The following is a 26,274-nucleotide window of genomic DNA, read 5'->3' on the forward strand; positions in this document are numbered from 1 at the left end:
TCTGCTCGACTTCGGTCTGGCGCGCGGCGGATTTCTTCGCCTCACCCGCAATCTTCTGATTGGTCTGGGTGGTTGCCTGACTTTTCGATTTCAGTTGGTACAGGGTCGCCTGGACAATCGGCTTGGCCGGCGGCAGCTCTGGTGTGAAGGCGAAACTGACAAACAGCATGCCGAATACCAGCACGTGCAAGACAATCGCCCAGACACTAGGCCAGAAGTAGCTTTCCGAGGCGGACGGCTCTCGCAGTTGCTGCATCAGGGGGCCTCGGTAATCAAACCAACATTACCGACCCCGGCTTTCTGCAATCCGCCCATGGCGCCCATGACGGAACCATAATCAACGGTTTTGTCGCCGCGGATAAAGACCTGAGTACGCTTGCCGCCTTCGGTGCCGGCGCGAATGATCTTGGTCACCGCATCGGTCATTTGCGGCAGGGTCATGGCCCTGTCCTGCTGCTTCTCGGTGTCGACTTCGCTGCCAAGGTTCCAGTAGTAGGTCTTGTCAGCCTTGATCGAAATGGTCAGGACCTGAGTGTTGTTGTCCTGCGGCAAGGCTTCGCTGGAAACCTTGGGCAGATCAACTTTCACGCCCTGATTGAGCATCGGCGCGGTCACCATGAAGATGACCAGCAGTACCAACATCACGTCGATGTAAGGCACCACGTTCATCTCGGCGACCGGCTTGCGCTTTTTGCGAGCTCGAGCGATTAAAGCCATTGGAAATTACCTGCTTATTCTTCGCTGGTGTGCACTTTGCGGTGCAGGATCGCCTGGAATTCATCGGCGAAGGTGTAGTAGCGGCTCAGCAAGGTTTCGCTGCGGGCAGAGAAACGGTTGTAAGCGATTACCGCAGGGATTGCCGCGAACAGGCCGATCGCGGTGGCGATCAGTGCTTCGGCGATACCCGGGGCCACGGTGGCCAGGGTCGCTTGCTGGGCGCTGGCCAGGCCGCGGAAGGAGTTCATGATGCCCCACACGGTACCGAACAGACCGATGTACGGGCTGACCGAACCAACGGTGGCGAGAAACGGCAGGCTCTGCTCCAGTTTCTCTTCTTCACGGGAGATGGCAACGCGCATGGCACGGGCCACACCTTCCATCACGGCTTCAGGATCGACACCTGGCTGCTGACGCAGACGGGAGAACTCTTTGAAACCGGCGCGGAAGATCTGCTCGACGCCCGAATCCGGATCAGGATTGCTGCCGGCCTGACGGTACAGTTTGGACAGGTCGATACCCGACCAGAAGCGCTCCTCGAAGCTCTCCAGGGCACGTCGACCGGCACGCAGCAGGTTGCTGCGCTGAAAGATCATGATCCATGAGGTCACCGATGCGGCCACCAGAGTCAACATTACCAACTGCACCACGATGCTGGCATTGCTGACCAGGCTCCACATGGAGGAATGGTCGACGACGTTAGCTTCCACGCTTTATCTCCTGCTATGAGTGTGTACCCGGGCCGACCGCGTCGGCGAAGGCCGCACGCAAGTCTTCGGGAAGGGCCCGGGGTTTCAAACTGTTAGTGCGCACACAGGCCACCAAAAACTGCCCTTCACAGAGCAGCACATTATCCGTCGCCCGCCTGACCTGCTGTTTGAAGCGCAGGCTGGCACGGTTCAATTCGATTACATCAGCGCTTACCAGCAGTTCGTCGTCCAGTCGCGCCGGCGCGTGGTAGCGCGCTTCGCTGGAATGCACGACAAACAACAGATCCTCCCCGGCCAGCTGCGATTGGGCAAAGCCCAGCTCGCGGAGCCGCTCGGTTCGAGCCCGTTCCATAAACTTGAGGTAATTAACGTAATACACGATGCCGCCCGCATCGGTGTCCTCGTAATAAACGCGACAACGATGTGCGAACGGCTCAAGCCCGTTTTGCGCGCGCATACTCTAGTGCTTACTCCTCAGGTTGCCAATCCGGCGAGGCAACTGTTTTTCATTGTTCAAAGGCTTTACCGCAAAAGTACCGTTCTCAGACAGTACAAACCCTGAATAAATCGACAACAAATGTGTATTAATCGTCCACGGCATCGAGAAACTCGTCTGCCACGGGCATTTCACCCATTCGTGACGGAATGTTTAAACCGAAATGCAGATACGCATGCCGCGTCACCACCCTGCCCCGTGGCGTACGCATGATGTAGCCCTGTTGAATCAGGTACGGCTCCAGCACATCTTCAATGGTGTGGCGTTCTTCGCTGATCGCCGCCGCGAGGCTGTCGATCCCGACCGGACCGCCATCGAACTTCTCGATCATGGTCAGCAGCAGACGCCGGTCCTGGTGATCGAAACCGTGCTCGTCGACATCCAGCAGGTTCAGCGCCAGATCGGCCACCGACTTGGTGATGTGCCCCTTGGCGCGCACCTCGGCAAAGTCCCGCACCCGACGCAGCAGACGGTTGGCAATTCGCGGCGTACCACGGGCGCGACGAGCGATTTCGAAAGCGCCCTCCGGATCCAGCGGCAGACCGAGGATGTTCGCCGAACGACCGACAATCGTTGCCAGGTCCGCTGTGCTGTAGAACTCAAGACGCTGGACGATACCGAAGCGGTCACGCAACGGGTTGGTCAGCATGCCGGCGCGGGTGGTTGCACCGACCAGAGTGAACGGCGGCAGATCGAGTTTGATCGAACGCGCGGCAGGACCCTCGCCGATCATGATGTCGAGCTGGAAGTCTTCCATCGCCGGGTACAGCACTTCTTCCACGATCGGCGACAGGCGATGAATTTCATCGATGAACAACACGTCGTGCGGCTCAAGATTGGTCAACAAGGCTGCGAGATCACCCGGCCGTTCCAGCACCGGCCCCGAGGTGCTCTTGATCGACACACCCATTTCCTGGGCAATGATGTTGGCCAGCGTGGTCTTACCCAGACCCGGCGGGCCGAAGATCAGCGTGTGATCGAGGGATTCACTGCGGCCACGGGCAGCCTGGATGAACAACTCCATCTGCTCGCGCACGGTCGGCTGGCCAATATAGTCGGCCAGGCTGACCGGACGAATGGCGCGGTCCTGGACTTCTTCGCGCTCGCGCGGGCTGTGCGCGGCGGCGATCAGACGATCAGCTTCAATCACTTAAATCATTCCCTTCAGGGCGCGGCGGATCAGGTCTTCACTGCTCAAATTCTTGTCCTTGATGGCGGTAATCGCCTTGCTCGCTTCCTGCGGCTTGTAGCCCAGGGAAATCAACGCGCTGACCGCATCGTTCTCGGCGGTGTTGACCGGCGCCGGACCGTCCGGCTGGTTCGGCACCAGGGCAAACATGGCCGGCGAGGTTTCCCAGGCCTTGAAGCGATCCTTGAGTTCAACCAGCAGACGCTCGGCAGTTTTCTTGCCCACGCCTGGCACCTTGGTCAGCGCCGAGGTGTCCTGGGATTGCACGCAGCGGACAAGCTCGTCGACTTCCAGGCTCGACATCAGTGCCAGCGCCAGTTTCGGCCCGACACCATTGAGACGGATCAACTCGCGAAAAAAGTCTCGCTCACGCTTGCCGGCAAAACCATAGAGTAACTGCGCGTCTTCGCGTACGACCAAGTGGGTATGCAGGGTCAGCGGTTCACCGACCGACGGCAGCCGATAAAGGGTGGTCATGGGCACTTCCAGCTCATACCCGAGGCCGTTTACATCCAGAATCAGGTGCGGCGGCTGTTTTTCAGCCAGGGTGCCGCGCAAGCGTCCAATCACGTTTCAGATCCTTGAGCGTTGGCCAACCGTGGGGCTGGCGACTGACGGAAGGCGAGTTGCAGGCCGACGACCCAGGCATCCAACCCGCATTCCGGAAAATTTGATTGCTGATGCTATCAGAGACGCAGGCGCCCGCCACGACTGCGTGCCGTTCCCAAGCCATGCGGCAGCAGACTGGAACGGGTATGGGCGTGACAAATGGCAATCGCCAGGGCATCGGAGGCATCGATTTGCGGTTTACTGGTCAGCTTGAGCATATGCATGACCATCATCTGCACCTGCTCTTTGTTCGCCGCACCGGTACCCACCACCGCCTGTTTGACCTGCGTCGCGGTGTATTCCGCGATCTCCAGACACTCTTCGGCGCCAGCGACAATGGCGGCGCCACGGGCTTGCCCGAGCTTGAGAGCCGAATCGGCGTTTTTTGCCATGAACACTTTTTCAATGCCCATGGTGACCGGGCCGTAGGTCTGAATGATTTCACGCACGCCGCGATAGACGATTTGCAGACGCTCGTGCAGCTCGCCGGCGCCGGTGCGAATACAACCCGAAGCCACGTAAATGCAGCCGCCACGTCCGGTATCGCGAACAATGCCGTAACCGGTGATACGCGAACCGGGGTCGATACCAAGAATTAAAGTCATAAGCCTGCTGGTTCGAAATAACACAAAAACAAATGTGGGAGCTGGCTTGCCAGCGATGACGGAGTGTCAGGCACCATCATTTTCTGATGTGCCGACGCCATCGCTGGCAAGCCAGCTCCCACATTGAATCGTAGTCGCTCTTAACCGAGCTGAGCGGCCACGTCTTCCGGAATATCCGCGTTCGAATAAACGTTCTGCACGTCATCCAGGTCTTCAAGCATGTCGATCAGCTTGAGCACCTTCTCCGCACCTTCCAGATCCAGTTCGGCACTGGTGGTTGGCTGCATGACGATTTCGGCGTCATCACCCTTGAAACCAGCGGCTTCCAGCGCGTTACGCACGGCGTAGAAGCTGGTGAACGAGGTAAACACATCAATCGAACCGTCTTCGTGGCTGACCACGTCATCGGCATCGGCTTCCAGCGCCGCTTCGGTCAGTGCATCTTCATCGACGCCCGGCGCGAAGCTGATCTGGCCCTTGCGTTCGAACAGGTACGCAACAGAACCGTCGGTGCCGAGGTTGCCGCCACACTTGCTGAACGCATGGCGCACGGCGGCGGCGGTACGGTTGCGGTTGTCGGTCATGCACTCGACCATCACCGCCACGCCACCCGGGCCGTAGCCTTCGTAGGTCAGTTCTTCAACGTTGTCCGCTTCGGTCGCACCCGCGCCACGCGCAACGGCGCGGTCGATGATGTCGCGACTCATGTTCGCGCTCAACGCCTTGTCCAGGGCCAGACGCAGACGCGGGTTGGAACCCGGATCACCGCCGCCCTGACGGGCCGCAACGGTCAGTTCACGGATCCACTTGGTGAAGATCTTGCCTCTCTTGGCATCCTGACGTTCTTTGCGGTGCTTGATGTTCGCCCACTTGGAATGACCTGCCATAACTCGCTCCGAATTCTCTTTGAAACGTTGCCCGCCGCGCAAAACCGCGCCGGCCGGCAAACAAAAAAATCTCGACCTGCTCTCTCTATAGAAAGAAAAAAGGCGCATCCGAAGATGCGCCTTCAGGCCCGTCTTACTCAGCCTTTGGCGTTTCGCGCAAACGAATGTGCAGCTCGCGCAGCGCCTTGGCGTCCACCACACCCGGCGCTTGCGTCATGACGTCGGCAGCGCTCTGGGTTTTCGGGAAGGCGATCACTTCACGGATCGACTGGGCGCCGGTCATCAGCATCACCAGACGGTCCAGACCGAAGGCCAGGCCACCGTGCGGCGGTGCACCGTACTTCAGCGCATCGAGCAGGAAGCCGAATTTCTCTTCCTGTTCCGCTTCGTTGATGCCCAGCAGACGGAATACCGCTTGCTGCATTTCCTTGCGGTGAATACGGATCGAACCGCCACCCAACTCAGTGCCGTTCAGCACCATGTCGTATGCACGGGACAGCGCGCCGGCCGGGTTGGCTTCCAGCTCTTCCGGCGAGCATTTCGGTGCGGTGAACGGGTGGTGCAGCGCGGAGAAGCTGCCGTCGTCGTTCTCTTCGAACATCGGGAAGTCGACGACCCACATTGGCGCCCACTTGCAGGTCAGCAAGTTCAGGTCGTGACCGAGCTTGATACGCAGCGCGCCCAGGGCTTCGCTGACGATCTTGGCCTTGTCGGCACCGAAGAACACGATGTCGCCATCGACTGCGCCGACGCGATCGAGGATCACGTTCAGCTTGTCTTCCGGGATGTTTTTCACGATCGGCGATTGCAGACCGTCAACACCGGCAGCACGCTCGTTGACCTTGATGTAAGCCAGGCCCTTGGCACCGTAGATGCCGACGAACTTGGTGTAGTCGTCGATCTGCTTGCGCGGCATGCTCGCGCCGCCAGGAACGCGCAGTGCGGCGATACGGCATTTCGGATCGTTGGCCGGGCCACTGAAGACCTTGAATTCAACTTCCTTGAGTTGATCGGCAACGTCGACCAGTTCCAGCGGAATACGCAGGTCTGGCTTGTCGGAACCGTAGCGGCGCATGGCCTCTTCGAAGGTCATGTGCGGGAATTCGCCGAATTCCAGATCCAGCACTTCCTTGAACAGGTTGCGGATCATTTGTTCGGTCAGACCCATGATCTCTTTTTCATCGAGGAAGCTGGTCTCGATGTCGATCTGGGTGAATTCTGGCTGACGGTCGGCACGCAGGTCTTCGTCACGGAAGCACTTGGCGATCTGATAGTAACGGTCGAAACCAGCGACCATCAGCAGTTGCTTGAACAGCTGTGGCGATTGCGGCAGCGCAAAGAACGAACCGGCGTGGGTACGGCTTGGCACCAGATAGTCACGAGCGCCTTCCGGAGTTGCACGGGTGAGGATCGGCGTTTCGACGTCGAGGAAGCCGTTCTCGTCGAGGAAACGACGGATGCTGGTGGTCATGCGCGAACGCAGACGCAGCTTCTCGGCCATTTCCGGACGACGCAGGTCGAGGAAGCGGTAGCGCAGACGGGTTTCTTCGCCCACGTCGGAGAACTCGTTCAGTGGGAACGGCGGGGTTTCCGACTCGTTCAGCACTTCCAGTTCGTAGCCCAGCACTTCGATCATGCCCGACGCCATGTTGGCGTTGGTGGCACCGGCCGGACGCAGACGGACCTTACCGGTGATCTTCACCACGTATTCGCTGCGCACGCGATCGGCGGCGGCGAAGCTCTCGGCGCGATCCGGATCAAACACCACCTGGGCCAGACCGTCACGATCACGGATATCGAGGAAAATCACCCCGCCGTGGTCGCGGCGACGGTGAACCCATCCGCAAAGGGTAATTTCCTGGCCTTCCAGGCTTTCGTTCAGTTGGCCGCAATAGTGGCTGCGCATCATGATAATGGTTCGCTTCTCGTCATTCGATATTCGGTGGAGATCCCGGCGCACTGAAGCGGCCCGGAAACTCACGCGTGTCGTTCAATCTGGGTTTGAACCCTAGTCAGCTTTGTCGCCACCGGCCAGGTTCTTCTTGGTTCCGGTCTTGAAATCGGTTTCGTACCAACCGTTGCCGCTGAGGCGAAAGCCCGGCATGGACAGCTGTTTCTTGAGCTCTGGCGCCTGGCAGGCAGGGCAGTCGACCAGCGGAGCCTCGCTGATCTTTTGAATGGCTTCCAACTGATGACCACAGGAAGCGCATTGGTAATCGTACATCGGCATGGGGGTGTCTCGGCGATCAGATTGCCACCGCGCGCAGGGCTTTGCGGCGAAAGAGCGGGATTATATCCATTAAATGCGGCCTGTGCAGCCGTAAGACTGCACAGGCCGCCACCTCCTTTGCAACCGCTGTTTCAGGCGGGTTTCGCCGATCTGGCTTGCCTGACCCCGTTCATCACGCACACCACTCGCACCAGCGCGCTGAAATTTTTCACCCCGCCGTGACGCAAATGCACCTCACGGTCGACGTGGGACAGCAGCGAACTGATCGAACAGCAATTGTCTGCGGCCATATTGCCGAGGATGTTCCAGTAAATCTGCTCCAGCCGCAGACATGTCGCGTAGCCGTTCAAACGCACGGATCGCGACAACGGCTGAATCAGTGACATGTCGAATTCATTGGCGAACGGATCGAATTTCAGCTCATGCGGCAAGCCGACGATCCTCTCGCCCCGCCTGTCTCCCTCTACCATATCGGTGACACTCCTTTGTCATCTCTACTTGTGTGCAAAAGCCACATCCTGTGACTTCATCAAAACGCAGACACAAAGTTATATCCAGATGACTTATTGACCATCACCGTAGGATAAGCCGACGACAGAGGTAAGATTCCGGACAGCGCGGGCAGCCCTCAGGCATGCCCGCGCGCCGGGGTCAGGCTTCCAGCAAGGCGCGCAACATCCACGCGGTTTTCTCGTGGACCTGCATGCGCTGGGTCAGCAAGTCAGCCGTCGGCTCATCGCTGACCTTGTCGAGCAGCGGGAAGATGCCACGCGCGGTACGGGTCACAGCTTCCTGACCGTCGACCAGCTGTTTGATCATGTCCTCGGCACTCGGCACACCGACCTCCTCTTTGATCGAAGACAGACGCGCATAGGTGGCATAGGCGCCCGGCGCCGGAAAACCCAGCGCGCGAATGCGCTCGGCGATCAAATCCACGGCCAGCGCCAACTCGTTGTATTGCTCTTCGAACATCAAGTGCAGCGTTCGGAACATCGGGCCGGTGACGTTCCAGTGGAAGTTATGGGTTTTCAGATACAGCACGTAGGTGTCCGACAGCAGACGCGACAGCCCTTCGACGATGGACTTGCGATCCTCTTCACTGATACCGATATCGATTGCCATGTTTACCCCCTAACGGCGATTGAATTCATCCAACAGGTGCAGACCCACTCTAGCAAGGCTGTCGACACCCCGCAGCCCTGAATCGGTGCACAGCCTGCGACAAATCGACCGGTCGCCCTGCCGCTGGCCGGGCTGATTTGAGTAGCCGCAGGCTTTGCTGTTAAATAGGCAGTGTGTCGCCATGCCCCATTTTCCGGGGTGTTGCGCATAGGCTGATGCCGTGTACGTGCCTACCGCCTCTTATTTTGTTCCGAAGCGAACCGTGCGCCTTCAGCTCTTCCTTGTGAGCCGTCATAACGTGAGCCAATCAAAATGTTGAAAATCGTCCACCTGCTAATGGGCGCAGCGGCCTTGCTGCTGTCGTTCATACCCAGCTTGAAATCCGAAGCCGTTCCCTACCTGCAACAACCTGATGCACTTTACCTGGCCTTCTTCGGCCTGCTGAACCTGGTCATTGCTCCGGTGATTCCTTACTGGAACAAAGGCCCACGCCAGCATCTGCAAAATCTGGCCAGCGCTCTTCTGGTGCTGACTGTCGTCCTGCAAACCCTCACCCTGATCGCGCCAATGCCCGTCATCGCCGGCCAACCAGCTGTGCTGTTCAGCCTGGTGATTGCACTGGTTGCCGTGGTCGTACACCTGGCCGTCAGCTTCTATAGATCTTCACCGGCTGCCGCGCCAACCAACTACGACATGACCAACCGCGATACCGGCACCGTCAAGTGGTTCAACACCTCCAAAGGCTTCGGCTTTATCTCCCGGGACTCCGGCGATGATATTTTCGTGCACTTCCGTGCAATCCGTGGCGAAGGCCACCGCGTTCTGGTTGAAGGCCAGCGCGTGGAGTTTTCGGTGATGAACCGGGACAAAGGCCTGCAAGCCGAGGACGTGATCGCCGCTCTGCCGCGTCGCTGATCCAAGGCATAAAAAAACCGCGAGCAGCGTGCTGATCGCGGTTTTTTTTCGCCCGGCAAAAAGCGCTCGCCTCAATAGTGCGGCGGTGGCGCCTCTTCTTCGAAGGATCCGAACTGCCCGACCATTTCTTCCTGACGCTTGAGCAACGCAGCCATCTGCAATTGCAGGCGCTCGACCACTCGCTGCTGCGCCACCAGTACGTCGTTCAACGCCTGAATGGTGTCATCCTGAAACGCCAGGCGGCTTTCCAGATCGTTAACGCGTTGTTCCAGGCTCATGACTCAGGCCTCCGCAAAAGTGAATTCTTCGGTCAGTACCACACGCAACCGCGCGCGGATGGCCGCTACCTGCTCGCTGCTATAAGGCTTTGCCGGATGTTTGCCCCAGACCGGTGCCGGCCAGGCAGCGTCGTCACGCTTACGAACGATCACATGCATGTGCATCTGGCTGACTACGTTACCCAGGGTCGCGACGTTCATTTTGTCGGCATCGAACAAGTCCTTGAGCAACTCGGCCAGTGCGGTGGTTTCCAGCCATAGCTGTTGCTGGTCGGCGACATCCAACTGAAACAACTCGCTGATATCGTCGCGACGAGGCACCAGGATAAACCATGGGTAGTTGGCGTCGTTGGACAGCAGCAGGCGGCAGAGCGGGAAGTCACCGATTGCCAGCGTGTCCTGTTGAAGTCGTGAATCTAAAGCAAACACTGCGCGCACTCCCGGCTGATCTACATAATTCAGCTCAGCGGCCCTCCCTATGGACGGCGCACCAAGCGACAGAGCGGCAGCATACCTGCGAATGGACAGAGCTTCACGGCGACAGTGTGGTCTTTGCGTTGCCCTGGCGCCCCGACATGTGACATTTACGAGCACAACGCACCACGACGGAACCGGCATCGACCAAAAACGCAAAGAAATGACCATAAGCCCCGACTGCGTTCGAGCTGAGCCCACGCCTGAACTGTACGAATACCCAACAGCTGTAAATTTTTTTGCACCAAAACCGCACAGTGCGTCTACGCTCACTGCGTCGGGCATCCGCCGAATACTCACTGGCGGGGTGAACCGGTAACGTTTTTGGTTGTCGCGCGCGCATCACGGCGCAGCAACACCATAGGAAGAATCGCGTCAAGCCCTGATAAAAAGCGGCTTGGCGCCCAGTATTTATGAGGTTTTTACAGGCACAGGCAGGCGTTCGAAAAAATAACCGCAACAGAAATGCGGTTTGTGCACGCTTGTTGCATTCGTACACATATGGGCTATAAGCGCACCACGGGAAGTGGATGCCTCAAGCCCAAAAAAAACAGTGGCAGGGTTGCCCGATGGAGATTCAAGTGTTTTGCCAGGGACTCTTTTTTACCGATGCAAAAAGGCCCAGAAACAGCGAAAAAGTTGTCAGTCCGGCTGCGTCGGTACTGTGAATTTGCGACATCCACCACGCCATTTGCGACACCGTCGTAAAGAAGCTGAAAGGTTGGAATAGCAAGTATCGCCAACATTGTCGGCGTGATATAAGTTTGCGCCGACACAAAAAGAAAGAGCCGCCCAGATAATAAAACAGGTGGGACGGCAGTACTCTTCTAAAACCAAAGGAGCAAATCACGATGCGCGTGATGAAGTGGAGCATGATCGCACTGGCAGTTGCAGCAGCAGCCAGTACTCAGTTGGCTACGGCCGCCCCGTTTGTAAGTGATCAGTCTGAAGCCAAAGGCTTTGTTGAAGACGCGAAACTCACCGAGACGTTGAAGAACTACTACTTCAACCGCGACAACAAGAACGGTGGCGCTGACCAGAAAGACTGGACCCAAGGTTTCCTGGGTAACTTCACCTCCGGTTACACTCAAGGTACTGTCGGCGTAGGTATCGACGCTTTCGGTTACCTGGCTCTCAAACTGGACGGCGGTGACGGTACTTCCGGTTCGGGCAACATGAGCCGCAGCAACCACGTTGATCCTCTGAATGGTTCTCGCGATGTCGATGACAGCCAAGGTAAAGCCGGCGCTGCCATCAAATTCCGCGTTTCCAAAACCGAGCTGAAAGTCGGCGACCAGCAGCCAAGCACTGCTCCAGTGTTCGCTGTCGGCGGTTCCCGTATCATTCCGCAAACTGCCAGCGGTTTCCAGTTGCAGAGCAGCGAAGTCAAAGATCTTGACCTCGAAGCCGGTCACTTCTACTCGGCGACCAGCCAGGACAAGAACGCCCGCAACGGCGGTCTGTACGCGAACTACGCTGGCGTAGAAGCTGACTCGATCGACTATTTCGGCGGCAAATATGCCATCACCGAAAACCTGAGCGCATCGCTCTACGGCGCCAAACTGGAAGACATCTGGAACCAGTACTACGCCAACGTCAACCTCACCACCCCATTCGGTGGTGACACTTCGCTGAACACTGACTTCAACATCTACCGCACCACCGACACCGGTGACAAGCTGGCGGGTGACATCAGCAACACTGCCTTCTCCTTGGCAACTGCGCTGTCGTTCCTGAAAGCACACACCTTCACCCTGGCCTTCCAGAAGGTCAACGGCGACACCCCGTTCGACTACGTCGGTGTGGGTAAAAACAACCGTGGTGGCGACTCGATCTTCCTCGCCAACTCCATCCAATACTCTGACTTCAACGGTCCTGGCGAGAAATCGGTTCAAGCCCGTTACGACCTGAAAATGGCTGAGTACGGCGTTCCAGGCCTGAGCTTCATGGTTCGTTACGTTAAAGGTTGGGACATCGACGGTACCGGTCTGGCTGCAAACAGCCAATACCGCACCAACACCGGCGCACCGCTGTACGGTGAAGACGGTAAACACCACGAAACCAACTTTGAAGCCAAATACGTTGTTCAGTCTGGCCCGGCTAAAGACCTGTCCTTCCGCATTCGTCAAGCTTGGCACACTGCCAACGCTGACCAAGGCGAAGGCGACGTTAAAGAGTTCCGTCTGATCACCGAATACCCACTGAACATCTTGTAATTGCCAGTGGTTAGTTTGGAAGCATAAAAAAAGGCCCATCTTGCGATGGGCCTTTTTTATTGTCTGTCACTTGCAGTAATTTTCTGACCAACAAGTCAGGAAATTAATTAGCAACCTATCATTTTACTGCCGACTCCTGAACCATGCGAATAACACGCTGCGGAAAAGGAATATCAATGCCGGCAGTCTTTAAACGATCACGCGACTGTTCGTTAAACATGAACATCACATCCCAATAGTCTGCGGTTTTAACCCACACACGCAGGGAAACAGTGATCGAACTGTCACCCAGGGTAGAAATCACCGCTTGTGGCGCAGGATCCTGCAGAACACGGTCATCCTTGGCCAGATCCAACAACACCTGACGGGCCTTTTGCAGATCGGCTTCGTAATCCACGCCCACATCGAAGACAACCTTGCGGGTTGGCTGACGGTTGGTGTTGGTGATGATGCCGTTCGACAGGTTGCCGTTTGGCACGATGATGGTCTTGTTGTCGCCGGTACGCAGCACCGTGTGGAAAATCTGGATGCTGTCGACCGTACCCGACACACCTTGCGCTTCGATCCAGTCACCGATACGGAACGGACGGAACAGCAGAATCAGCACGCCGCCGGCGAAATTCGCCAGACTGCCCTGCAACGCCAGGCCGATGGCCAGACCGGCAGCACCGATCGCAGCAACGAACGAGGTGGTTTCAACACCGATCATCGACGCGACGCTGACGATCAACAGCACCTTGAGAATGATGTTGGCCAGGCTGCTGATGAAACCTTGCAGCGCCAGGTCCGCGTTACGCAGAGCCAGCAGACCGCCAAGCTTTTGCGTGACCTTGTTGATCAGCCACCAGCCGATGGCCAGGGTGATCACTGCCAGCAGCACACGGCTGCCGTATTCCATGATCATCGGGATCCACGCCTGGGATGCCTTGACCAGGTTGTCTACCTCAGCATTCAAATCCATGTTCTAACTCCTGATTTCCGGCCATTCGGCACGCGAAAGATGAACGGTAGAAAACCGCCGGGTTGTGCATAAATGCAATGTGGGAGCGAGCCTGCTCGCGAAAGGGGAGTGTCATTCAGCAAGGAGGTCGACTGACACGCCGCCTTCGCGAGCAGGCTCGCTCCCACAGGGCCGCGGAAAGCTTAGTCGCGGAAGTTGTTGAACTGCAGCGGCATGCCGAATTCTTTCGCACGCAGGGCGGCGATGGCTTCTTGCAGATCGTCACGCTTCTTGCCGGTCACACGTACCTGCTCGCCCTGAATGGCGGCTTGTACCTTGAGTTTGGCGTCCTTGATGTGGCCGACGATTTTCTTCGCCAGCTCTTTGTCGATACCTTCCTTGAGGATGGCGTCCTGCTTCATCAGCTTGCCCGAAGCGTAAGCGTCCTTGACCTCAAGGCACTGCACGTCGATCTTGCGCTTGACCAGCGCCAGCTTGAGGATTTCGATCATCGCTTCCAGCTGGAACCCGGCTTCAGCGGTCAGGCTGACGGTGAGGTCCTTTTCCTTGAACTCGAAGCTGCCTTTGCCTTTCAGGTCATAACGACGATCGAGTTCCTTCACGGCGTTCTCGACCGCGTTGGTGAGTTCGTGTTTGTCCAGTTCGGATACCACGTCGAACGACGGCATGTAATCTCTCCAATAAAAAGGCGCGCTCGATGTGGATGGAGCGCGCTTGGCTTGCGGTTAAAATCGGGCTCATTATAACGGGTCTTTTCCTGTCGACACGGCGAGCCGCACATGCCTGCAACCAATCGAGCAAAAAACTGATGTCTACCCCTTGGCATGTTCTCGGCGCCGGCAGTCTCGGCACACTGTGGGCTACACGACTGGCCCGGGCCGGTGTGCCGGTCAGGTTGATCGTGCGCGACGCCGCGCGCTTGCAAAGCTACAACGCCGCGGGTGGTTTGACGCTCGTGGAACAGGGACAAGCGAATACTTATGCAGTTCCCGGCGAGACCCCGGACAGCCCCGAACCGATCCGTCGCCTGCTGGTGGCCTGCAAGGCCTACGACGCTGAAAGTGCGGTCGCCCTCCTCGCCCCGCGCCTGGCACCCGATGCCGAACTGATCCTGTTGCAAAACGGCCTCGGCAGTCAGGATGCCGTCGCCGCAATAGTGCCGCAGGCGCGCTGTATCAGCGCGTCCAGCACCGAGGGCGCGTTCCGCGACGGTGACTGGCGCGTGGTGTTCGCCGGCCACGGTTTCACCTGGCTGGGCGATGCCGCGCATCCGGTGGCGCCGATCTGGCTGGACGATCTGCAGGCGGCGAAAATCCCCCATGAATGGAGCACCGACATCCTCACGCGACTGTGGCGCAAACTGGCGCTCAACTGCGCGATCAATCCGTTGACCGTGTTGCATGGCTGCCGAAACGGCGGATTGCTGGAGCATCACTGCGAAGTCGCCACACTGTGCGCCGAGCTGGCCGAATTACTGGAGCGTTGCGGCCAGCCAGCCGCCGCTGACAATCTGCAACAGGAAGTCGAACGGGTGATCCAGGCCACCGCTGCCAATTACTCGTCGATGTATCAAGACGTGGCCAACCAGCGCCGCACCGAAATCAGCTATCTATTGGGCCACGCCTGCAAAGTCGCTGCGCGCCACCAACTGAACCTGCCGCACCTTAGCCAATTGCAGCAGCGTCTGGTCGCTCATCTCGAAAGCCTTGGATTGCCCAGCGACTGAGCAGGGGCTACGCTGGCCACTTGTTCCTTTGCTGCGAAAACCCTGATGCCATTGCGCCAGCGCCTCGAAAACCTGCCGGTCGGCCAGAAACTGTTGGCCGCCCTGCTGGTGCTGTTGACCACTGTGTTGCTGGTCGCCAACCTGACTTTTATCAGCGCCGCTTATTACATCTCCCAGGAAAGCATGGCCCCGCAGGCCTTGCAGACCATTGGCCGGTTGATCTCCAACCCGAGCCTGGTCAGTGAAGCGCTGCAATCGCCGCAAAGCGCCGAACGCCTGCTCAACGAACTCGACAGCTATTCGCCGTTGCGCGCCGCCGCGTTGTATGACGGCAAGGGCGAACGCCTGGCGCAAGTGCAGCACGGGGACAAACTCGCTCTGCCGGAACGCTACCGACACATCGAAGCCTGGCAGCTCACCGAATTTCGCAGTAATCAACTGATCACCCTGCCCCGCCCCGGCACTGCGCCGGGCCATCTGCTGCTGGTGGCCAGCAGTGAACTGCCGATGGCCTTTTATACCGGCACGCTGACGGCGAGCCTCGGTATCCTGATTTTCAGCGTGCTGTTGTGGCTGGTGATTGCCCGGCAGATCAAACGCCTGATCACCCGGCCGATCCATCAGCTTGAAGAGCTGTCACGTCAGGTCACCCGCGAGGAGAACTACGCCCTGCGCGCCTCACGCGGCAACCATGACGAAATCGGCAGCCTCGCCGAAGCGTTCAACACCATGCTCTCGCGCATCGAAGCCCGCGAGCAGCAACTCAAACGCGCCCGCGATGATTCCCAGGCCGCTTACGATCAGGCGCAAGGGCTGGCCGAAGAAACCCGCCACACCAATCGCAAGCTGGAACTCGAAGTTCAGGTGCGCAGCAAGATCGAGAAGAAACTCACCGGTTTCCAGAACTACCTCAACAGCATCATCGACTCGATGCCATCTGCGCTGATCGCGCTCGATGAGCAGCTCTACGTCACGCAGTGGAATCAGGAAGCCAGCGCTCTCTCCGGCACTCGGCTGGACGAAGCGCTGAACCAGCCGATCTTCCTCGCTTTCGAACCGCTCAAGCCGTTCCTGCCGCAACTCAAGCAGACCGTTGAGCAACACACCGTGGCGAAAATCGAGCGGGTTACGTGGTTCAAGGACGATGAACCGAAGCACTACGCCCTGACCTTTTACCCGCTGATGGGCGGCGCCGGCCGTGGTGTGGTGATCCGTATCGACGACATCACCCAGCGCCTGTCGCTGGAAGAAATGATGGTGCAGTCGGAAAAAATGCTTTCGGTCGGCGGCCTTGCAGCCGGCATGGCCCACGAGATCAACAATCCGCTCGGCGCAATCCTGCACAACGTGCAAAACATCCGCCGCCGGCTGTCGACAGAACTGCCGAAGAACCTCGAAACCGCCGAACAACTGGGCATTGAACTGGACACGGTCAATCGTTACCTGCAAGGGCGGGAAGTCCCGCAACTGCTCGACGGCATTCAACAGGCCGGTGCCCGGGCGGCGAAAATCGTCACCCATATGCTTAGTTTCAGCCGCCGCAGCACCCGACAAATGGCCCCGTGCGATCTGCCGGCTCTGATCGATCAAGCGGTGGAAATCGCCGGCAATGATTTCGATCTGGCCATTGGTTTCGACTTCAAGGGTCAGGCGATCATCCGCCAGTTCGACCCGGCGCTCGGCCCGGTGCCCGGCACGGCCAACGAGCTGGAGCAAGTGCTGCTCAACCTGCTGAAAAACGCCGCCCAAGCAATTCACCAGCGCGAAGACGACAGCGAGCCAGGGCGAATCATCCTGCGCACCCGACTCAATCCGCCGTGGGCGGAAATTCAGGTCGAGGACAACGGCATCGGCATGAGCGAGAACGTGCGCAAACGCACCTTCGAGCCGTTCTTCACTACCAAGGAAATCGGCCAGGGCACGGGCCTTGGTTTATCCGTGTCGTACTTCATCATCACCAACAATCACAAAGGCCAGATGGAAGTGCAGTCGGCGCCCGGGCAAGGCACGTGTTTCACCTTGCGCCTGCCGCTGGCCCAGCCGCTACCCATCGCCGCAGAAACCAATCAACTGACGAGGTAAACCATGGGCTTTCGCCTGTCGAAGATCTACACCCGCACCGGCGACAAGGGCGAAACCGGCCTGGGCGATGGCCGCCGCGTGCCCAAGGATCACCCGCGCATCGAAGCGATTGGTGAAGTCGATACGCTGAACAGTCAGGTCGGCGTGCTGCTGGCCGGGTTGATTGCCGAGCGTCAGGCAACGCCCGGGTTGAATGAATTGATCGAAGTGCTGGCGCCTTGTCAGCATCGGCTGTTCGACCTCGGTGGCGAGCTGGCGATGCCGGCGTATCAGGCGTTGAATGCGACGGAGATCGAGCGACTGGAAGCGGCGATTGATGTGTGGAATGAAGAATTGGGGCCGCTGGAGAATTTTATTCTGCCCGGTGGCTCGATGTTGATTGCGCAGGCGCATGTCTGCCGCAGTCTGGCGAGAAGTGCCGAGCGGCGTTGTCAGCATCTGAACGCACTTGAGCCGTTGGCCGGGGTTGGCCTGGCTTACATCAATCGGTTGTCGGATTTGTTGTTTGTGGCGGCGCGGTTGATTGCGCGGCGGCAGGGGATTGCCGAAATATTGTGGCAACCTGCGGCTAAACCTCAGGAAATCTAGCGCCTGTCAGGACGCCTTCGCGAGCAGGCTCGCTCCCACAGTGAAATGCATTCCAAATGTGGGAGCGAGCCTGCTCGCGATGAGGCCAGAGGCCTTTTACAAAGCCTCAGGCCAGAACGCCCGAATCCCCGCCACACCTTGAGCCCCAGAACTCCAGGCCTTCTCGCGCTCCGCCGGTCCAACTCCGCCCAACAAAAACACCGGCTTGCTGAACCCTTCGATCAACGTCGAAGCCTGCTCCCAGCCCAGCGGCTGCGCCTCCGGGTGAGTCAGCGTCGGTTGCACCGGCGACAGCGTCACGAAATCCACGCCCATCTGCTCGGCCAGCGCCAGTTCCTCAGCGTTGTGGCAGGACGCCGCCAACCAGCGCTCCGCCGGCAATGGTCGCCCCGCCGCCGCATATTTGCGCAATTGCGCGGCGGTGATGTGCCAACCGGCGGACGGGAAATCACCGAGCCATTCAAACGGCCCCTTGATCATCAATTGCGCCTTGCCTGCACACAGACCCGCCGCATCCACCGCCAGATCGCGGTACTTGGGGTCGTAACCGTTCGGCGCACGTAGCTGGATCAGTTTGATCCCGCCCGCGATTGCCTTCTGGATGCCGCGCAGCAAGGCAGGCGTTTCAAGGTCTTCCGGGGTGATCAAGTACTCAGCGGGCAACCGCGCCGCGGCCACGATCGGCTGGTTGGCCGCCGGGAACTCGTAGTTCGCCAACTCCTTCGCGGTCACCCAGGCCAACGGTTGACCTTCGGCGCCGTGCGGTTCACCGCTGAAGCTCGACACTTCCCAGACATCCAGCAATACCTGCTTGTCGGGATAATCGTGACGCACCTTGATCAAGGGCCGGGCGGCCCCCACGACAATGCCCAACTCTTCTTGCAGCTCGCGGGCCAGCGCGGTTTCGACCGACTCGTCAGCCTCGACCTTGCCGCCGGGGAATTCCCACAGGCCACCCTGGTGCTGGGTATCGGCACGACGGGCGATGAGGATTTTGCCAGCCTCGTCACGAATGACGGCAGCGGCGACGTGTACACGTTTCACGGATTCAACTCCTCCAGTCCAGCCTTTTGCCAGGCCTTGAAGGCCGGCCATTGGTAGACGGTTTCAACATAGGCTGCGTCGGCGGCCGGCAGCTTCACTTGATAGCTGCGCAGACGCACGGCAATCGGGGCGAAGAACGCATCGGCCAGGCTCACGCGGCCAAACAAGTACGGCCCGTCTTCAGTGGCGACGGCGCGGCATTCGGCCCACAGCGCGAGCATGCGTTCGATATCGACCTTCACCTCCGGCGGCACCGGGTTCAGCGGCGCGTCGTGGCTCAGGTTGAACGGCATGTGGTTGCGCATGGCGAAGAAGCCGCTGTGCATTTGTGCGCAGGCGGATCGGGCTTGGGCACGGGCAAAGAGGTCGGTGGGCCAGAGCTGCTCGGACGGGAACTGTTCGGCGAGGTATTCGGCAATCGCCAGGGAGTCGGCAATCGTCCCGCGGGCGGTGTTCAGCAGCGGCACCTTCGCGGTCGGCGAATGCTTGAGCAGCCGTTCGCGAGTGTCGGGTTTGCCGAGTTTGATCAGCTCTTCGGTGTAGGGTGCACCGGTCAGCTCAACGGCCAGTGCGGCGCGCAGGGACCAGGAGGAAAGCAGTTTGTCGCCGATGATCAGGTGCAAGGACATGGTTGGGTGCCTTCTCGTCAGGGAAACAATCCAGAATGTCTGGCGTCTGGTCGTCCGTCATCGCGGGCAAGCCCGCTCCCACAGGTAGTTTGGTGTACGCAATATTTGTGAACGACACAAAACCCTGTGGGAGCTGGCTTGCCAGCGATGAGGCCGGAAGCCGCTCCCACCTTATGGATCAAGTGCGGTATTCAGCGTTGATCTTCACATACTCATGCGACAGGTCGGTGGTCCAGATGGTTTCGCTGCAATCGCCGCGACCCAGCTCGATGCGGATGGTGATTTCTTCCTGCTGCATCACGGCCGAGCCCTGCGCTTCAGTGTAGGTCGCAGCGCGGGCGCCACGGCTGGCAATGCACACGTCGCCAAGGAACACGTCGATCTTGCTCACGTCCAGATCCGGTACACCGGCACGGCCGACAGCGGCGAGAATACGGCCCCAGTTCGGGTCGGAGGCGAACAGCGCGGTCTTGATCAGCGGCGAATGCGCCACGGTGTAGCCAACGTCCAGGCACTCCTGGTGATTGCCGCCGCCATTGACTTCAACGGTGACGAACTTGGTCGCGCCTTCACCGTCGCGGACGATAGCTTGCGCCACGTCCATGCACACTTCGAACACCGCTTGCTTCAGTTTGGCGAACAACTCGCCTTCGGCGCGGGTGATCTCCGGCAGCGCAGCCTTGCCGGTGGCGATCAGCATGCAGCAGTCGTTGGTCGAGGTGTCGCCGTCGATGGTGATGCGGTTGAACGACTTGTTGGCGCCGTCGAGCATCAGATTATGCAGCACATCGCGGGAGACTTTGGCGTCGGTGGCGATGTAACCGAGCATGGTCGCCATGTTCGGGCGGATCATGCCCGCGCCCTTGCTGATGCCGGTGACAGTGATGGTCACGCCGTCATGCTCAAACTGGCGGCTGGCACCCTTGGGCAGGGTGTCGGTGGTCATGATGCCGGTGGCGGCAGCTTCCCAGTTGTTTTCCGAGAGGTCGTCCAGCGCGGCTTGCAGTGCGCCTTCGATCTTCTCGACTGGCAGTGGCTCGCCGATCACCCCGGTGGAATACGGCAGGATCTGGCTGGCATCGACGCCCGTCAGCTCGGCCAGTTTCGCGGTGGTGCGCTCGGCAGCAGCCAGGCCCGGCTCGCCGGTGCCGGCGTTGGCATTGCCAGTGTTGGTCAGCAGATAACGAACAGCGTTCTGTACGCGTTTTTTCGCCAGGATCACCGGCGCTGCACAAAAGGCGTTCAAGGTGAACACGCCCGCCACGGTGGAACCTTCGGCGCAGCGCATCACCACGACATCCTTGCGCCCCGGGCGCTTGATGCCGGCCGAGGCGATACCGAGTTCAAAACCGGCAACTGGGTGCAACGTTGGCAAAGGACCAAGACCAACAGCCATGAATGCGCTCCTTACTCAATGATGTCAGCACCGCCACTCGCAGCGACGGTGGTTTAAATGGCAAAACGCCGCGACGGCAGAAGCCGGTCGCGGCGCGGGTATTTCAGCGATTGAAACGGGTTTTACTGGATCTGCCCGTGGCAATGCTTGAATTTCTTGCCCGAACCGCAGTAGCACAGTTCGTTGCGGCCCAGCTTCTGCTCATTGCGAACCGGGGCGGTGGCGAGGGCCAAATCGACCTCTTCACCCAATGCTTCCGGTTGATCCAGACCTGGCGCTTCGGCGTGTTCGAACTGCATGCGGGCGGCCAGTGCTTCGGCTTCCTGACGCAGGCGTTGCTCTTCGGCTTCCGGATCTTCGCGGCGAACCTGAACGTGCGACAGCACACGGATCGAGTCGCGCTTGATCGAATCCAGCAGCTCAGAGAACAGCGTGAACGACTCGCGCTTGTATTCCTGCTTCGGGTTCTTCTGGGCGTAGCCACGCAAGTGGATGCCGTGACGCAGGTGATCCATGGTCGACAGGTGGTCTTTCCACAAATCGTCGAGTACGCGCAGAACGATTTGCTTCTCGAAGGAGCGCAGTGCGTCGGCACCAGCCTGATCTTCTTTTTCGTTGTACGCCGCCATCAGCTCGGTCATGAGCTTCTCGCGCAGGGTTTCTTCGTACAGGTGATCGTCTTCGTCGAGCCATTGCTGGATCGGCAGTGTCACGCCGAAATCGCTGGCAATCGACGCTTCCAGACCGGCCACGTCCCACTGCTCAGGCAGCGATTGCGGCGGAATGTGCGCGCTGACAGTCGCGTTGAGCACGTCCTGACGGAAGTCGGCGATGGTTTCACCGATGTTGGTCGCGGCCAGCAACGTGTTACGCATGTGATAAATCACTTTACGCTGTTCGTTGTTGACGTCGTCGAACTCGAGCAGTTGCTTGCGAATGTCGAAGTTGCGGCCTTCAACCTTACGCTGCGCCTTCTCGATCGCGTTGGTGACCATGCGGTGCTCGATCGCTTCGCCCGGCTGCATGCCCAGGGCTTTCATGAAGTTCTTCACCCGGTCAGAGGCAAAGATGCGCATCAGGCTGTCTTCCAGCGACAGGTAGAAGCGGCTGGAACCGGCGTCACCCTGACGGCCGGCACGGCCACGCAGCTGGTTGTCGATACGACGGGATTCGTGACGCTCGGAAGCAATCACTTGCAGACCGCCGGATTCCAGCACTTGCTGGTGACGCTTCTGCCAGTCGGCCTTGATCTGGGCGATCTGCTCAGGGGTCGGGTCTTCCAGCGAAGCGACTTCAACTTCCCAGTTACCGCCCAGCAGGATGTCGGTACCACGACCGGCCATGTTGGTGGCGATGGTCAGTGCACCCGGACGACCGGCCTGCGCGATGATCTCGGCTTCTTTTTCGTGGAACTTGGCGTTCAGAACCTTGTGTTCGATGCCTTCCTTCACGAGCAGGCTGGACATGTGCTCGGAGGTTTCGATGGTCGCAGTACCCACCAGAACCGGACGGCCAGCGGCCATGCTTTCCTTGATGTCCGCCACGATTGCCGCGTACTTCTCTTCGGCAGTGAGGAACACCAGGTCGTTGAAGTCTTTACGCGCCAACGGCTTGTTCGGCGGAATGACCATGACTTCCAGACCATAGATCTGGTGGAATTCGAACGCTTCGGTGTCAGCGGTACCGGTCATGCCGGACAGCTTGGTGTACAGACGGAAGTAGTTCTGGAACGTGGTCGAGGCCAGGGTCTGGCTCTCGGCCTGAATGTTCAGACCTTCTTTCGCTTCGATGGCCTGGTGCAGGCCTTCGGACAGACGACGACCCGGCATGGTACGACCGGTGTGTTCGTCGACCAGCACGACCTGGCCGTCCTGCACGATGTATTCGATGTTGCGGTTGAACAGCTTGTGCGCACGCAGACCGGCATACACGTGGGTCAGCAGGCCCAGGTTATGCGCCGAGTACAGGCTCTCGCCTTCAGCCAGCAGGCCGACGCGGGTGAGCATGTCTTCGATGAACTGGTGACCGGCTTCGTTGAGTTCGACCTGTCGGGTCTTCTCGTCAACGGTGTAGTGGCCAGCCTTGGTGACTTCGCCTTCGACTTCTTCAACGTGCAGTTCCAGCTGCGGGATCAGTTTATTGATCTCCATGTACAGCTTGGAGCTGTCCTCGGCCTGACCGGAAATGATCAGCGGGGTACGCGCTTCGTCGATGAGGATGGAGTCGACTTCGTCGATCACGGCAAAATTGAGTTCGCGCTGGAATTTTTCTTCCATGCTGAACGCCATGTTGTCGCGCAGGTAGTCGAAACCGAATTCGTTGTTGGTGCCGTAGGTGATGTCGGCAGCGTAAGCCAGGCGCTTCTCTTCCGGCGGCTGGAACGGCGTCACGACGCCGACGGTCAGGCCGAGGAATTCATACAGCGGGCGCATCCAGTTGGCGTCACGGCGGGCCAGGTAGTCGTTCACCGTCACAACGTGCACGCCCTTGCCGGACAGTGCGTTGAGGTAAACACCCAGGGTAGCCACGAGGGTTTTACCCTCACCGGTACGCATCTCGGCGATCTTGCCTTCGTGCAGGGTCATGCCGCCGACGAGTTGTACGTCGAAGTGGCGCATCCCCATGATGCGCTTGCCGGCTTCGCGGGCGACCGCAAAGGCTTCTGGCAACAGCTTGTCGAGGGTTTCCCCTTTGGCGATGCGGGCCTTGAACTCGTCGGTCTTGGCGCGCAATTGATCGTCCGAAAGGGCTACCATTTGCTCTTCGAAGGCATTGACGAGCTGCACCGTCTTGAGCATGCGTTTGACTTCACGCTCGTTCTTGCTTCCAAAAAGTTTCTTTAACAAAGGCGCAAACATATCGGCAGGATCTTCCACACTAAAGGGATGGAGGGCGGCCCCGTTGAGCGTCGCCCGTGCAGCCCTCATGGCCGCATGCGAACGAGCATTCTACCCGGAAACGGAAGTGAGGAAAGTGGCGATGTTCCACGATGCTGGCACTGCGCTTTGACGGGGCTCAGTTAAAATAGGGGCGTTTTGCTCAACTTCAAGTCATACAAGGAAGAAGTTAGTCGTTGATTTAATGGGTAAAGCGTGGGCAAAAGCAATGGGCGAGTGATTTCAGCGCTTTCTGCTACCATGGCGTTTCTGTTACTTCAGGTGTTCGATCATGGCATTTCGCCCTCTTACGGCCAGAGCACCCGCCGTTTTGCTACGCGAAGCCAAGCCGCTCAAAGCCATCCTCGGCCATGCCCAACGACTGGGTCATCTGCAACGCCTGCTCGAAAGCCAACTGCAACCCGCCGCCCGCGAACATTGTCATGTCGCGTCGTGGCGCGAAGGCAGCCTGTTGCTGATTGTCACCGACGGTCATTGGGCGACACGCTTGCGTTATCAGCAGAAGCGCCTGCAACGGCAATTGCAGATGTTCGACGAGTTCGCCAGCCTGACGCGGATTCTGTTCAAGGTACAACCGCCGACGGTCCAGCGCGGAGCGACCGGGCACACCATGGATCTGTCGACGGATGCGGCGGCGACGATTCAGGCGACGGCAGACGGGATCAGTGATCCGGGGCTACGGGCGGCGCTGGAGCGGTTGGCGGCGCACGCCAAAGCCAAAACCTGAAAGCATGACCCTGTAGGAGTGAGCCTGCTCGCGATAGCGGTGGGTCAGTCAACATCGTCGTCACTGACCTGACGCAATCGCGAGCAGGCTCACTCCTACATTTTGATCAGCGGCGCTTGCTGCCGCCGAGCAGGGAGCCCATAAGGCCACGCACCAATTGTTTGCCGAGGTTGTTGGCGGCCTGACGCATGGCCGATTTCAGCGCTTGGCCGGCGGCCGTGCCGAGAAACTCTCCCGCCCTGTCGGCCAGGCTTGGCTCTTCAACGGCAGGCTTCCCGACGGGTGCTTCGGTCTCAGGCGCCAACCCCTTACGGCCCATCAAAATTTCATACGCCGACTCACGGTCAATCGGTTTGTCATACCGCCCCTTGAACGGCGAACCGGCAATCAGCATCCTGCGCTCGGTTTCAGTCAACGGCCCGATCCGCGATTGCGGCGGCGCGACCAGCACGCGCTGAACCATTTCCGGCGTGCCTTTCTCGGCCAGCGTGCCCACCAGTGCCTCGCCAATCCCCAACTCGGTCAACACCGACAACGTGTCGAACGCCGGATTCGGCCGGAAGCCGTCCGCCACCGCCCGAAGGGATTTCTGCTCTTTGGCGGTGAACGCGCGCAAGCCATGCTGAATGCGCAGGCCCAGTTGCGCCAGCACGTCATCGGGCAAATCCGCCGGCGATTGCGTAACGAAATACACGCCCACGCCTTTCGAACGGATCAGCCGCACCACCTGTTCCAGCCGCTCCTGCAAGGCCTTCGGTGTATCGCCGAACAACAAATGCGCCTCATCGAAAAACAGCGCCAGCAACGGTTTGTCGGCATCACCGCGCTCCGGCAGTTGTTCGAACAATTCCGCCAGCAGCCACAGCAGGAACGTCGCGTAAACCTTCGGCGCCTCGTGCACCAGACGGCTGGCATCGAGCAGATGAATGCGCCCACGACCGTCAGCCGTCGGTTGCAGGATGTCTTCGAGTTGCAGCGCCGGCTCGCCAAACAAGGCTTCGGCGCCCTGCTGCTCCAGCGTCGCCAGACGACGCAACAGCGCCTGACTGGAACCGGTGGTCATCAGCGCCGCATCTTCGCCCAACAGTTGCGGATTTTCCTTGAGGTGATTGAGCAGCGCTTTCAGATCTTTCAGATCGAGCAACAACAAACCTTCGCGATCCGCCACCTTGAACGCCGCGTACAGCGCCGACTGCTGGCTGTCGGTGAGTTCGAGCAGACTGCCGATCAGCAGCGGACCCATTTCACTCAGCGTCGTGCGCAGCGGATGGCCGGACTCGCCGTGGATATCCCACAAAGTCACCGGATACGCCTGCGGCTTGTAATTGAGCCACGGCATCCCGGCGATGCGCTCGGCGACCTTGCCCTGCGGGTTGCCGGCGGCACCGAGGCCACACAGATCACCTTTGATGTCAGCGGCAAATACCGCGACCCCGGCGTCGCTGAACGCTTCAGCCAAACGTTGCAAGGTGACGGTTTTACCGGTACCGGTGGCGCCGGCAACCAGTCCGTGGCGGTTCGCCAGGCGCATGGCCTGAGCAATCTGTTGGCCTGCGAGATCAGCGCCGATTACGAGTTGCGAGGAGTCAGGCATTTTGTCACCTAATGGTTAATCTTTGATTCTGCATGGCCGATAAAGAGGAGTGAGAGACCCCGACCACAAGTCAGGCCGGACATTTCCCTAAGGAGAGACGGAAATATCAGCTTACTTTCACCCTTGCCCATTTTGCGCGCTTCTATAAAAGCACGCCCTGGACATTAAGACCTTAGCGGAAC

The 26,274-nt window shown here is 59.1% G+C and carries 26 protein-coding genes and 1 pseudogene; 6 read left to right on the forward strand and 21 right to left on the reverse strand.

Annotated features, from left to right (window positions below):
* The 12 genes and pseudogenes from ACIOWE_RS11520 to ACIOWE_RS11575 form a co-directional block, all read right to left on the reverse strand.
* Window positions 1-256: pseudogene (locus tag ACIOWE_RS11520) on the reverse strand (cell envelope integrity protein TolA); the annotation flags it as partial.
* On the reverse strand, window positions 256-708 hold the full coding sequence (gene tolR, locus ACIOWE_RS11525; protein WP_161806672.1) for a protein TolR: 453 nt from the start codon (window positions 706-708) through the stop codon (window positions 256-258). The gene tolR and the pseudogene ACIOWE_RS11520, both read right to left, overlap by 1 nt.
* A 23-nt stretch (window positions 709-731) precedes the next feature.
* Window positions 732-1,427 carry a protein TolQ gene (gene tolQ, locus ACIOWE_RS11530; RefSeq protein ID WP_007912733.1) on the reverse strand — a complete coding sequence of 232 codons (696 nt, stop codon included), beginning with the start codon at window positions 1,425-1,427 and terminating at the stop codon, window positions 732-734.
* Window positions 1,428-1,440: 13 nt separating this feature from the next.
* A complete protein-coding gene (ybgC, locus tag ACIOWE_RS11535) occupies window positions 1,441-1,884 on the reverse strand; it encodes a tol-pal system-associated acyl-CoA thioesterase (RefSeq protein WP_401391111.1) in 444 nt (147 codons plus the stop codon).
* A 127-nt stretch (window positions 1,885-2,011) separates the two neighbouring features.
* Window positions 2,012-3,073 (reverse strand): Holliday junction branch migration DNA helicase RuvB, encoded by a 1,062-nt coding sequence (gene ruvB, locus ACIOWE_RS11540; protein ID WP_047599519.1) that lies wholly within the window; start codon window positions 3,071-3,073, stop codon window positions 2,012-2,014.
* Window positions 3,074-3,682 (reverse strand): Holliday junction branch migration protein RuvA, encoded by a 609-nt coding sequence (gene ruvA, locus ACIOWE_RS11545; RefSeq protein ID WP_008080221.1) that lies wholly within the window; start codon window positions 3,680-3,682, stop codon window positions 3,074-3,076. It lies immediately after the preceding gene.
* A 116-nt stretch (window positions 3,683-3,798) separates the two neighbouring features.
* Entirely contained in the window at window positions 3,799-4,326 is a 528-nt protein-coding gene (ruvC, locus tag ACIOWE_RS11550; protein ID WP_007962095.1) for a crossover junction endodeoxyribonuclease RuvC, read from the reverse strand.
* Between the two features lie 140 nt (window positions 4,327-4,466).
* The gene (locus ACIOWE_RS11555) at window positions 4,467-5,213 is read right to left on the reverse strand and encodes a YebC/PmpR family DNA-binding transcriptional regulator (protein ID WP_007912738.1); all 747 of its coding nucleotides are present in this window, start codon (window positions 5,211-5,213) and stop codon (window positions 4,467-4,469) included.
* Window positions 5,214-5,346: 133 nt separating this feature from the next.
* Entirely contained in the window at window positions 5,347-7,122 is a 1,776-nt protein-coding gene (gene aspS / locus ACIOWE_RS11560) for an aspartate--tRNA ligase (RefSeq protein WP_401391114.1), read from the reverse strand.
* Window positions 7,123-7,221: 99 nt separating this feature from the next.
* Window positions 7,222-7,443 (reverse strand): FmdB family zinc ribbon protein, encoded by a 222-nt coding sequence (locus tag ACIOWE_RS11565; RefSeq protein ID WP_401391117.1) that lies wholly within the window; start codon window positions 7,441-7,443, stop codon window positions 7,222-7,224.
* A 131-nt stretch (window positions 7,444-7,574) separates the two neighbouring features.
* On the reverse strand, window positions 7,575-7,913 hold the full coding sequence (locus tag ACIOWE_RS11570; protein WP_201237053.1) for a ribbon-helix-helix domain-containing protein: 339 nt from the start codon (window positions 7,911-7,913) through the stop codon (window positions 7,575-7,577).
* Window positions 7,914-8,094: 181 nt separating this feature from the next.
* On the reverse strand, window positions 8,095-8,565 hold the full coding sequence (locus ACIOWE_RS11575; protein WP_007912745.1) for a Dps family protein: 471 nt from the start codon (window positions 8,563-8,565) through the stop codon (window positions 8,095-8,097).
* Between the two features lie 312 nt (window positions 8,566-8,877).
* On the opposite strand from ACIOWE_RS11575, the gene ACIOWE_RS11580 reads away from it, so the two are divergent.
* Window positions 8,878-9,480, forward strand: a complete 603-nt coding sequence (locus ACIOWE_RS11580; protein ID WP_201237052.1) for a cold-shock protein — start codon at window positions 8,878-8,880, stop codon at window positions 9,478-9,480.
* Between the two features lie 71 nt (window positions 9,481-9,551).
* On the opposite strand, the gene ACIOWE_RS11585 is transcribed toward ACIOWE_RS11580, so the two are convergent.
* Both ACIOWE_RS11585 and ACIOWE_RS11590 read right to left on the reverse strand, forming a co-directional pair.
* The gene (locus ACIOWE_RS11585; RefSeq protein ID WP_401391122.1) at window positions 9,552-9,758 is read right to left on the reverse strand and encodes a SlyX family protein; all 207 of its coding nucleotides are present in this window, start codon (window positions 9,756-9,758) and stop codon (window positions 9,552-9,554) included.
* 3 nt (window positions 9,759-9,761) lie between these two features.
* Window positions 9,762-10,187 carry an HIT family protein gene (locus ACIOWE_RS11590; RefSeq protein ID WP_401391124.1) on the reverse strand — a complete coding sequence of 142 codons (426 nt, stop codon included), beginning with the start codon at window positions 10,185-10,187 and terminating at the stop codon, window positions 9,762-9,764.
* 896 nt (window positions 10,188-11,083) lie between these two features.
* On the opposite strand from ACIOWE_RS11590, the gene ACIOWE_RS11595 reads away from it, so the two are divergent.
* The gene (locus ACIOWE_RS11595) at window positions 11,084-12,448 is read left to right on the forward strand and encodes an OprD family porin (RefSeq protein WP_201237049.1); all 1,365 of its coding nucleotides are present in this window, start codon (window positions 11,084-11,086) and stop codon (window positions 12,446-12,448) included.
* Between the two features lie 118 nt (window positions 12,449-12,566).
* On the opposite strand, the gene ACIOWE_RS11600 is transcribed toward ACIOWE_RS11595, so the two are convergent.
* Together ACIOWE_RS11600 and ACIOWE_RS11605 are read right to left on the reverse strand one after the other, a co-directional pair.
* Complete coding sequence (locus ACIOWE_RS11600) at window positions 12,567-13,409, reverse strand: mechanosensitive ion channel family protein (RefSeq protein WP_201237048.1); 843 nt, start codon at window positions 13,407-13,409, stop codon at window positions 12,567-12,569.
* Between the two features lie 182 nt (window positions 13,410-13,591).
* Window positions 13,592-14,077: a YajQ family cyclic di-GMP-binding protein gene (locus ACIOWE_RS11605; protein ID WP_008080210.1), complete on the reverse strand. Its 486-nt coding sequence runs from the start codon at window positions 14,075-14,077 to the stop codon at window positions 13,592-13,594.
* A gap of 140 nt (window positions 14,078-14,217) precedes the next feature.
* Between ACIOWE_RS11605 and ACIOWE_RS11610 the strand changes: the two genes are divergently transcribed.
* From ACIOWE_RS11610 to ACIOWE_RS11620, 3 genes are read left to right on the forward strand one after another with little or no spacing between them, the layout of a single operon-like run.
* Entirely contained in the window at window positions 14,218-15,135 is a 918-nt protein-coding gene (locus ACIOWE_RS11610; RefSeq protein ID WP_401391129.1) for a putative 2-dehydropantoate 2-reductase, read from the forward strand.
* A gap of 45 nt (window positions 15,136-15,180) precedes the next feature.
* Window positions 15,181-17,217, forward strand: coding sequence for an ATP-binding protein (locus ACIOWE_RS11615; RefSeq protein WP_401391132.1), 2,037 nt, complete (start codon window positions 15,181-15,183; stop codon window positions 17,215-17,217).
* Between the two features lie 3 nt (window positions 17,218-17,220).
* Window positions 17,221-17,805 carry a cob(I)yrinic acid a,c-diamide adenosyltransferase gene (locus ACIOWE_RS11620; RefSeq protein ID WP_401391135.1) on the forward strand — a complete coding sequence of 195 codons (585 nt, stop codon included), beginning with the start codon at window positions 17,221-17,223 and terminating at the stop codon, window positions 17,803-17,805.
* A gap of 96 nt (window positions 17,806-17,901) precedes the next feature.
* Here ACIOWE_RS11620 and ACIOWE_RS11625 read toward each other — a convergent pair whose 3' ends face one another.
* From ACIOWE_RS11625 to secA, 4 genes are all read right to left on the reverse strand, one after another.
* Entirely contained in the window at window positions 17,902-18,849 is a 948-nt protein-coding gene (locus tag ACIOWE_RS11625; protein ID WP_401391138.1) for a Nudix family hydrolase, read from the reverse strand.
* Window positions 18,846-19,478 (reverse strand): glutathione S-transferase family protein, encoded by a 633-nt coding sequence (locus ACIOWE_RS11630; RefSeq protein ID WP_401391140.1) that lies wholly within the window; start codon window positions 19,476-19,478, stop codon window positions 18,846-18,848. The genes ACIOWE_RS11625 and ACIOWE_RS11630 overlap by 4 nt, the downstream gene beginning before the upstream one ends.
* 178 nt (window positions 19,479-19,656) lie before the next feature.
* Window positions 19,657-20,874, reverse strand: coding sequence for a bifunctional glutamate N-acetyltransferase/amino-acid acetyltransferase ArgJ (argJ, locus tag ACIOWE_RS11635; RefSeq protein ID WP_038366685.1), 1,218 nt, complete (start codon window positions 20,872-20,874; stop codon window positions 19,657-19,659).
* A 122-nt stretch (window positions 20,875-20,996) separates the two neighbouring features.
* Window positions 20,997-23,732 (reverse strand): preprotein translocase subunit SecA, encoded by a 2,736-nt coding sequence (secA, locus tag ACIOWE_RS11640; protein WP_401391143.1) that lies wholly within the window; start codon window positions 23,730-23,732, stop codon window positions 20,997-20,999.
* Window positions 23,733-24,042: 310 nt separating this feature from the next.
* Between secA and ACIOWE_RS11645 the strand changes: the two genes are divergently transcribed.
* Window positions 24,043-24,498, forward strand: a complete 456-nt coding sequence (locus ACIOWE_RS11645) for a DUF721 domain-containing protein (protein WP_150652577.1) — start codon at window positions 24,043-24,045, stop codon at window positions 24,496-24,498.
* 106 nt (window positions 24,499-24,604) lie between these two features.
* Here the strand turns inward: ACIOWE_RS11645 and ACIOWE_RS11650 are convergent, their stop codons facing one another.
* Complete coding sequence (locus tag ACIOWE_RS11650) at window positions 24,605-26,092, reverse strand: helicase HerA-like domain-containing protein (protein WP_401391148.1); 1,488 nt, start codon at window positions 26,090-26,092, stop codon at window positions 24,605-24,607.
* Between the last annotated feature and the right edge of the window lie 182 nt (window positions 26,093-26,274).

It is taken from the genome of Pseudomonas sp. NPDC087598, assembly GCF_044743525.1.
In the GTDB taxonomy this organism is placed as follows: Bacteria; Pseudomonadota; Gammaproteobacteria; order Pseudomonadales; family Pseudomonadaceae; genus Aquipseudomonas.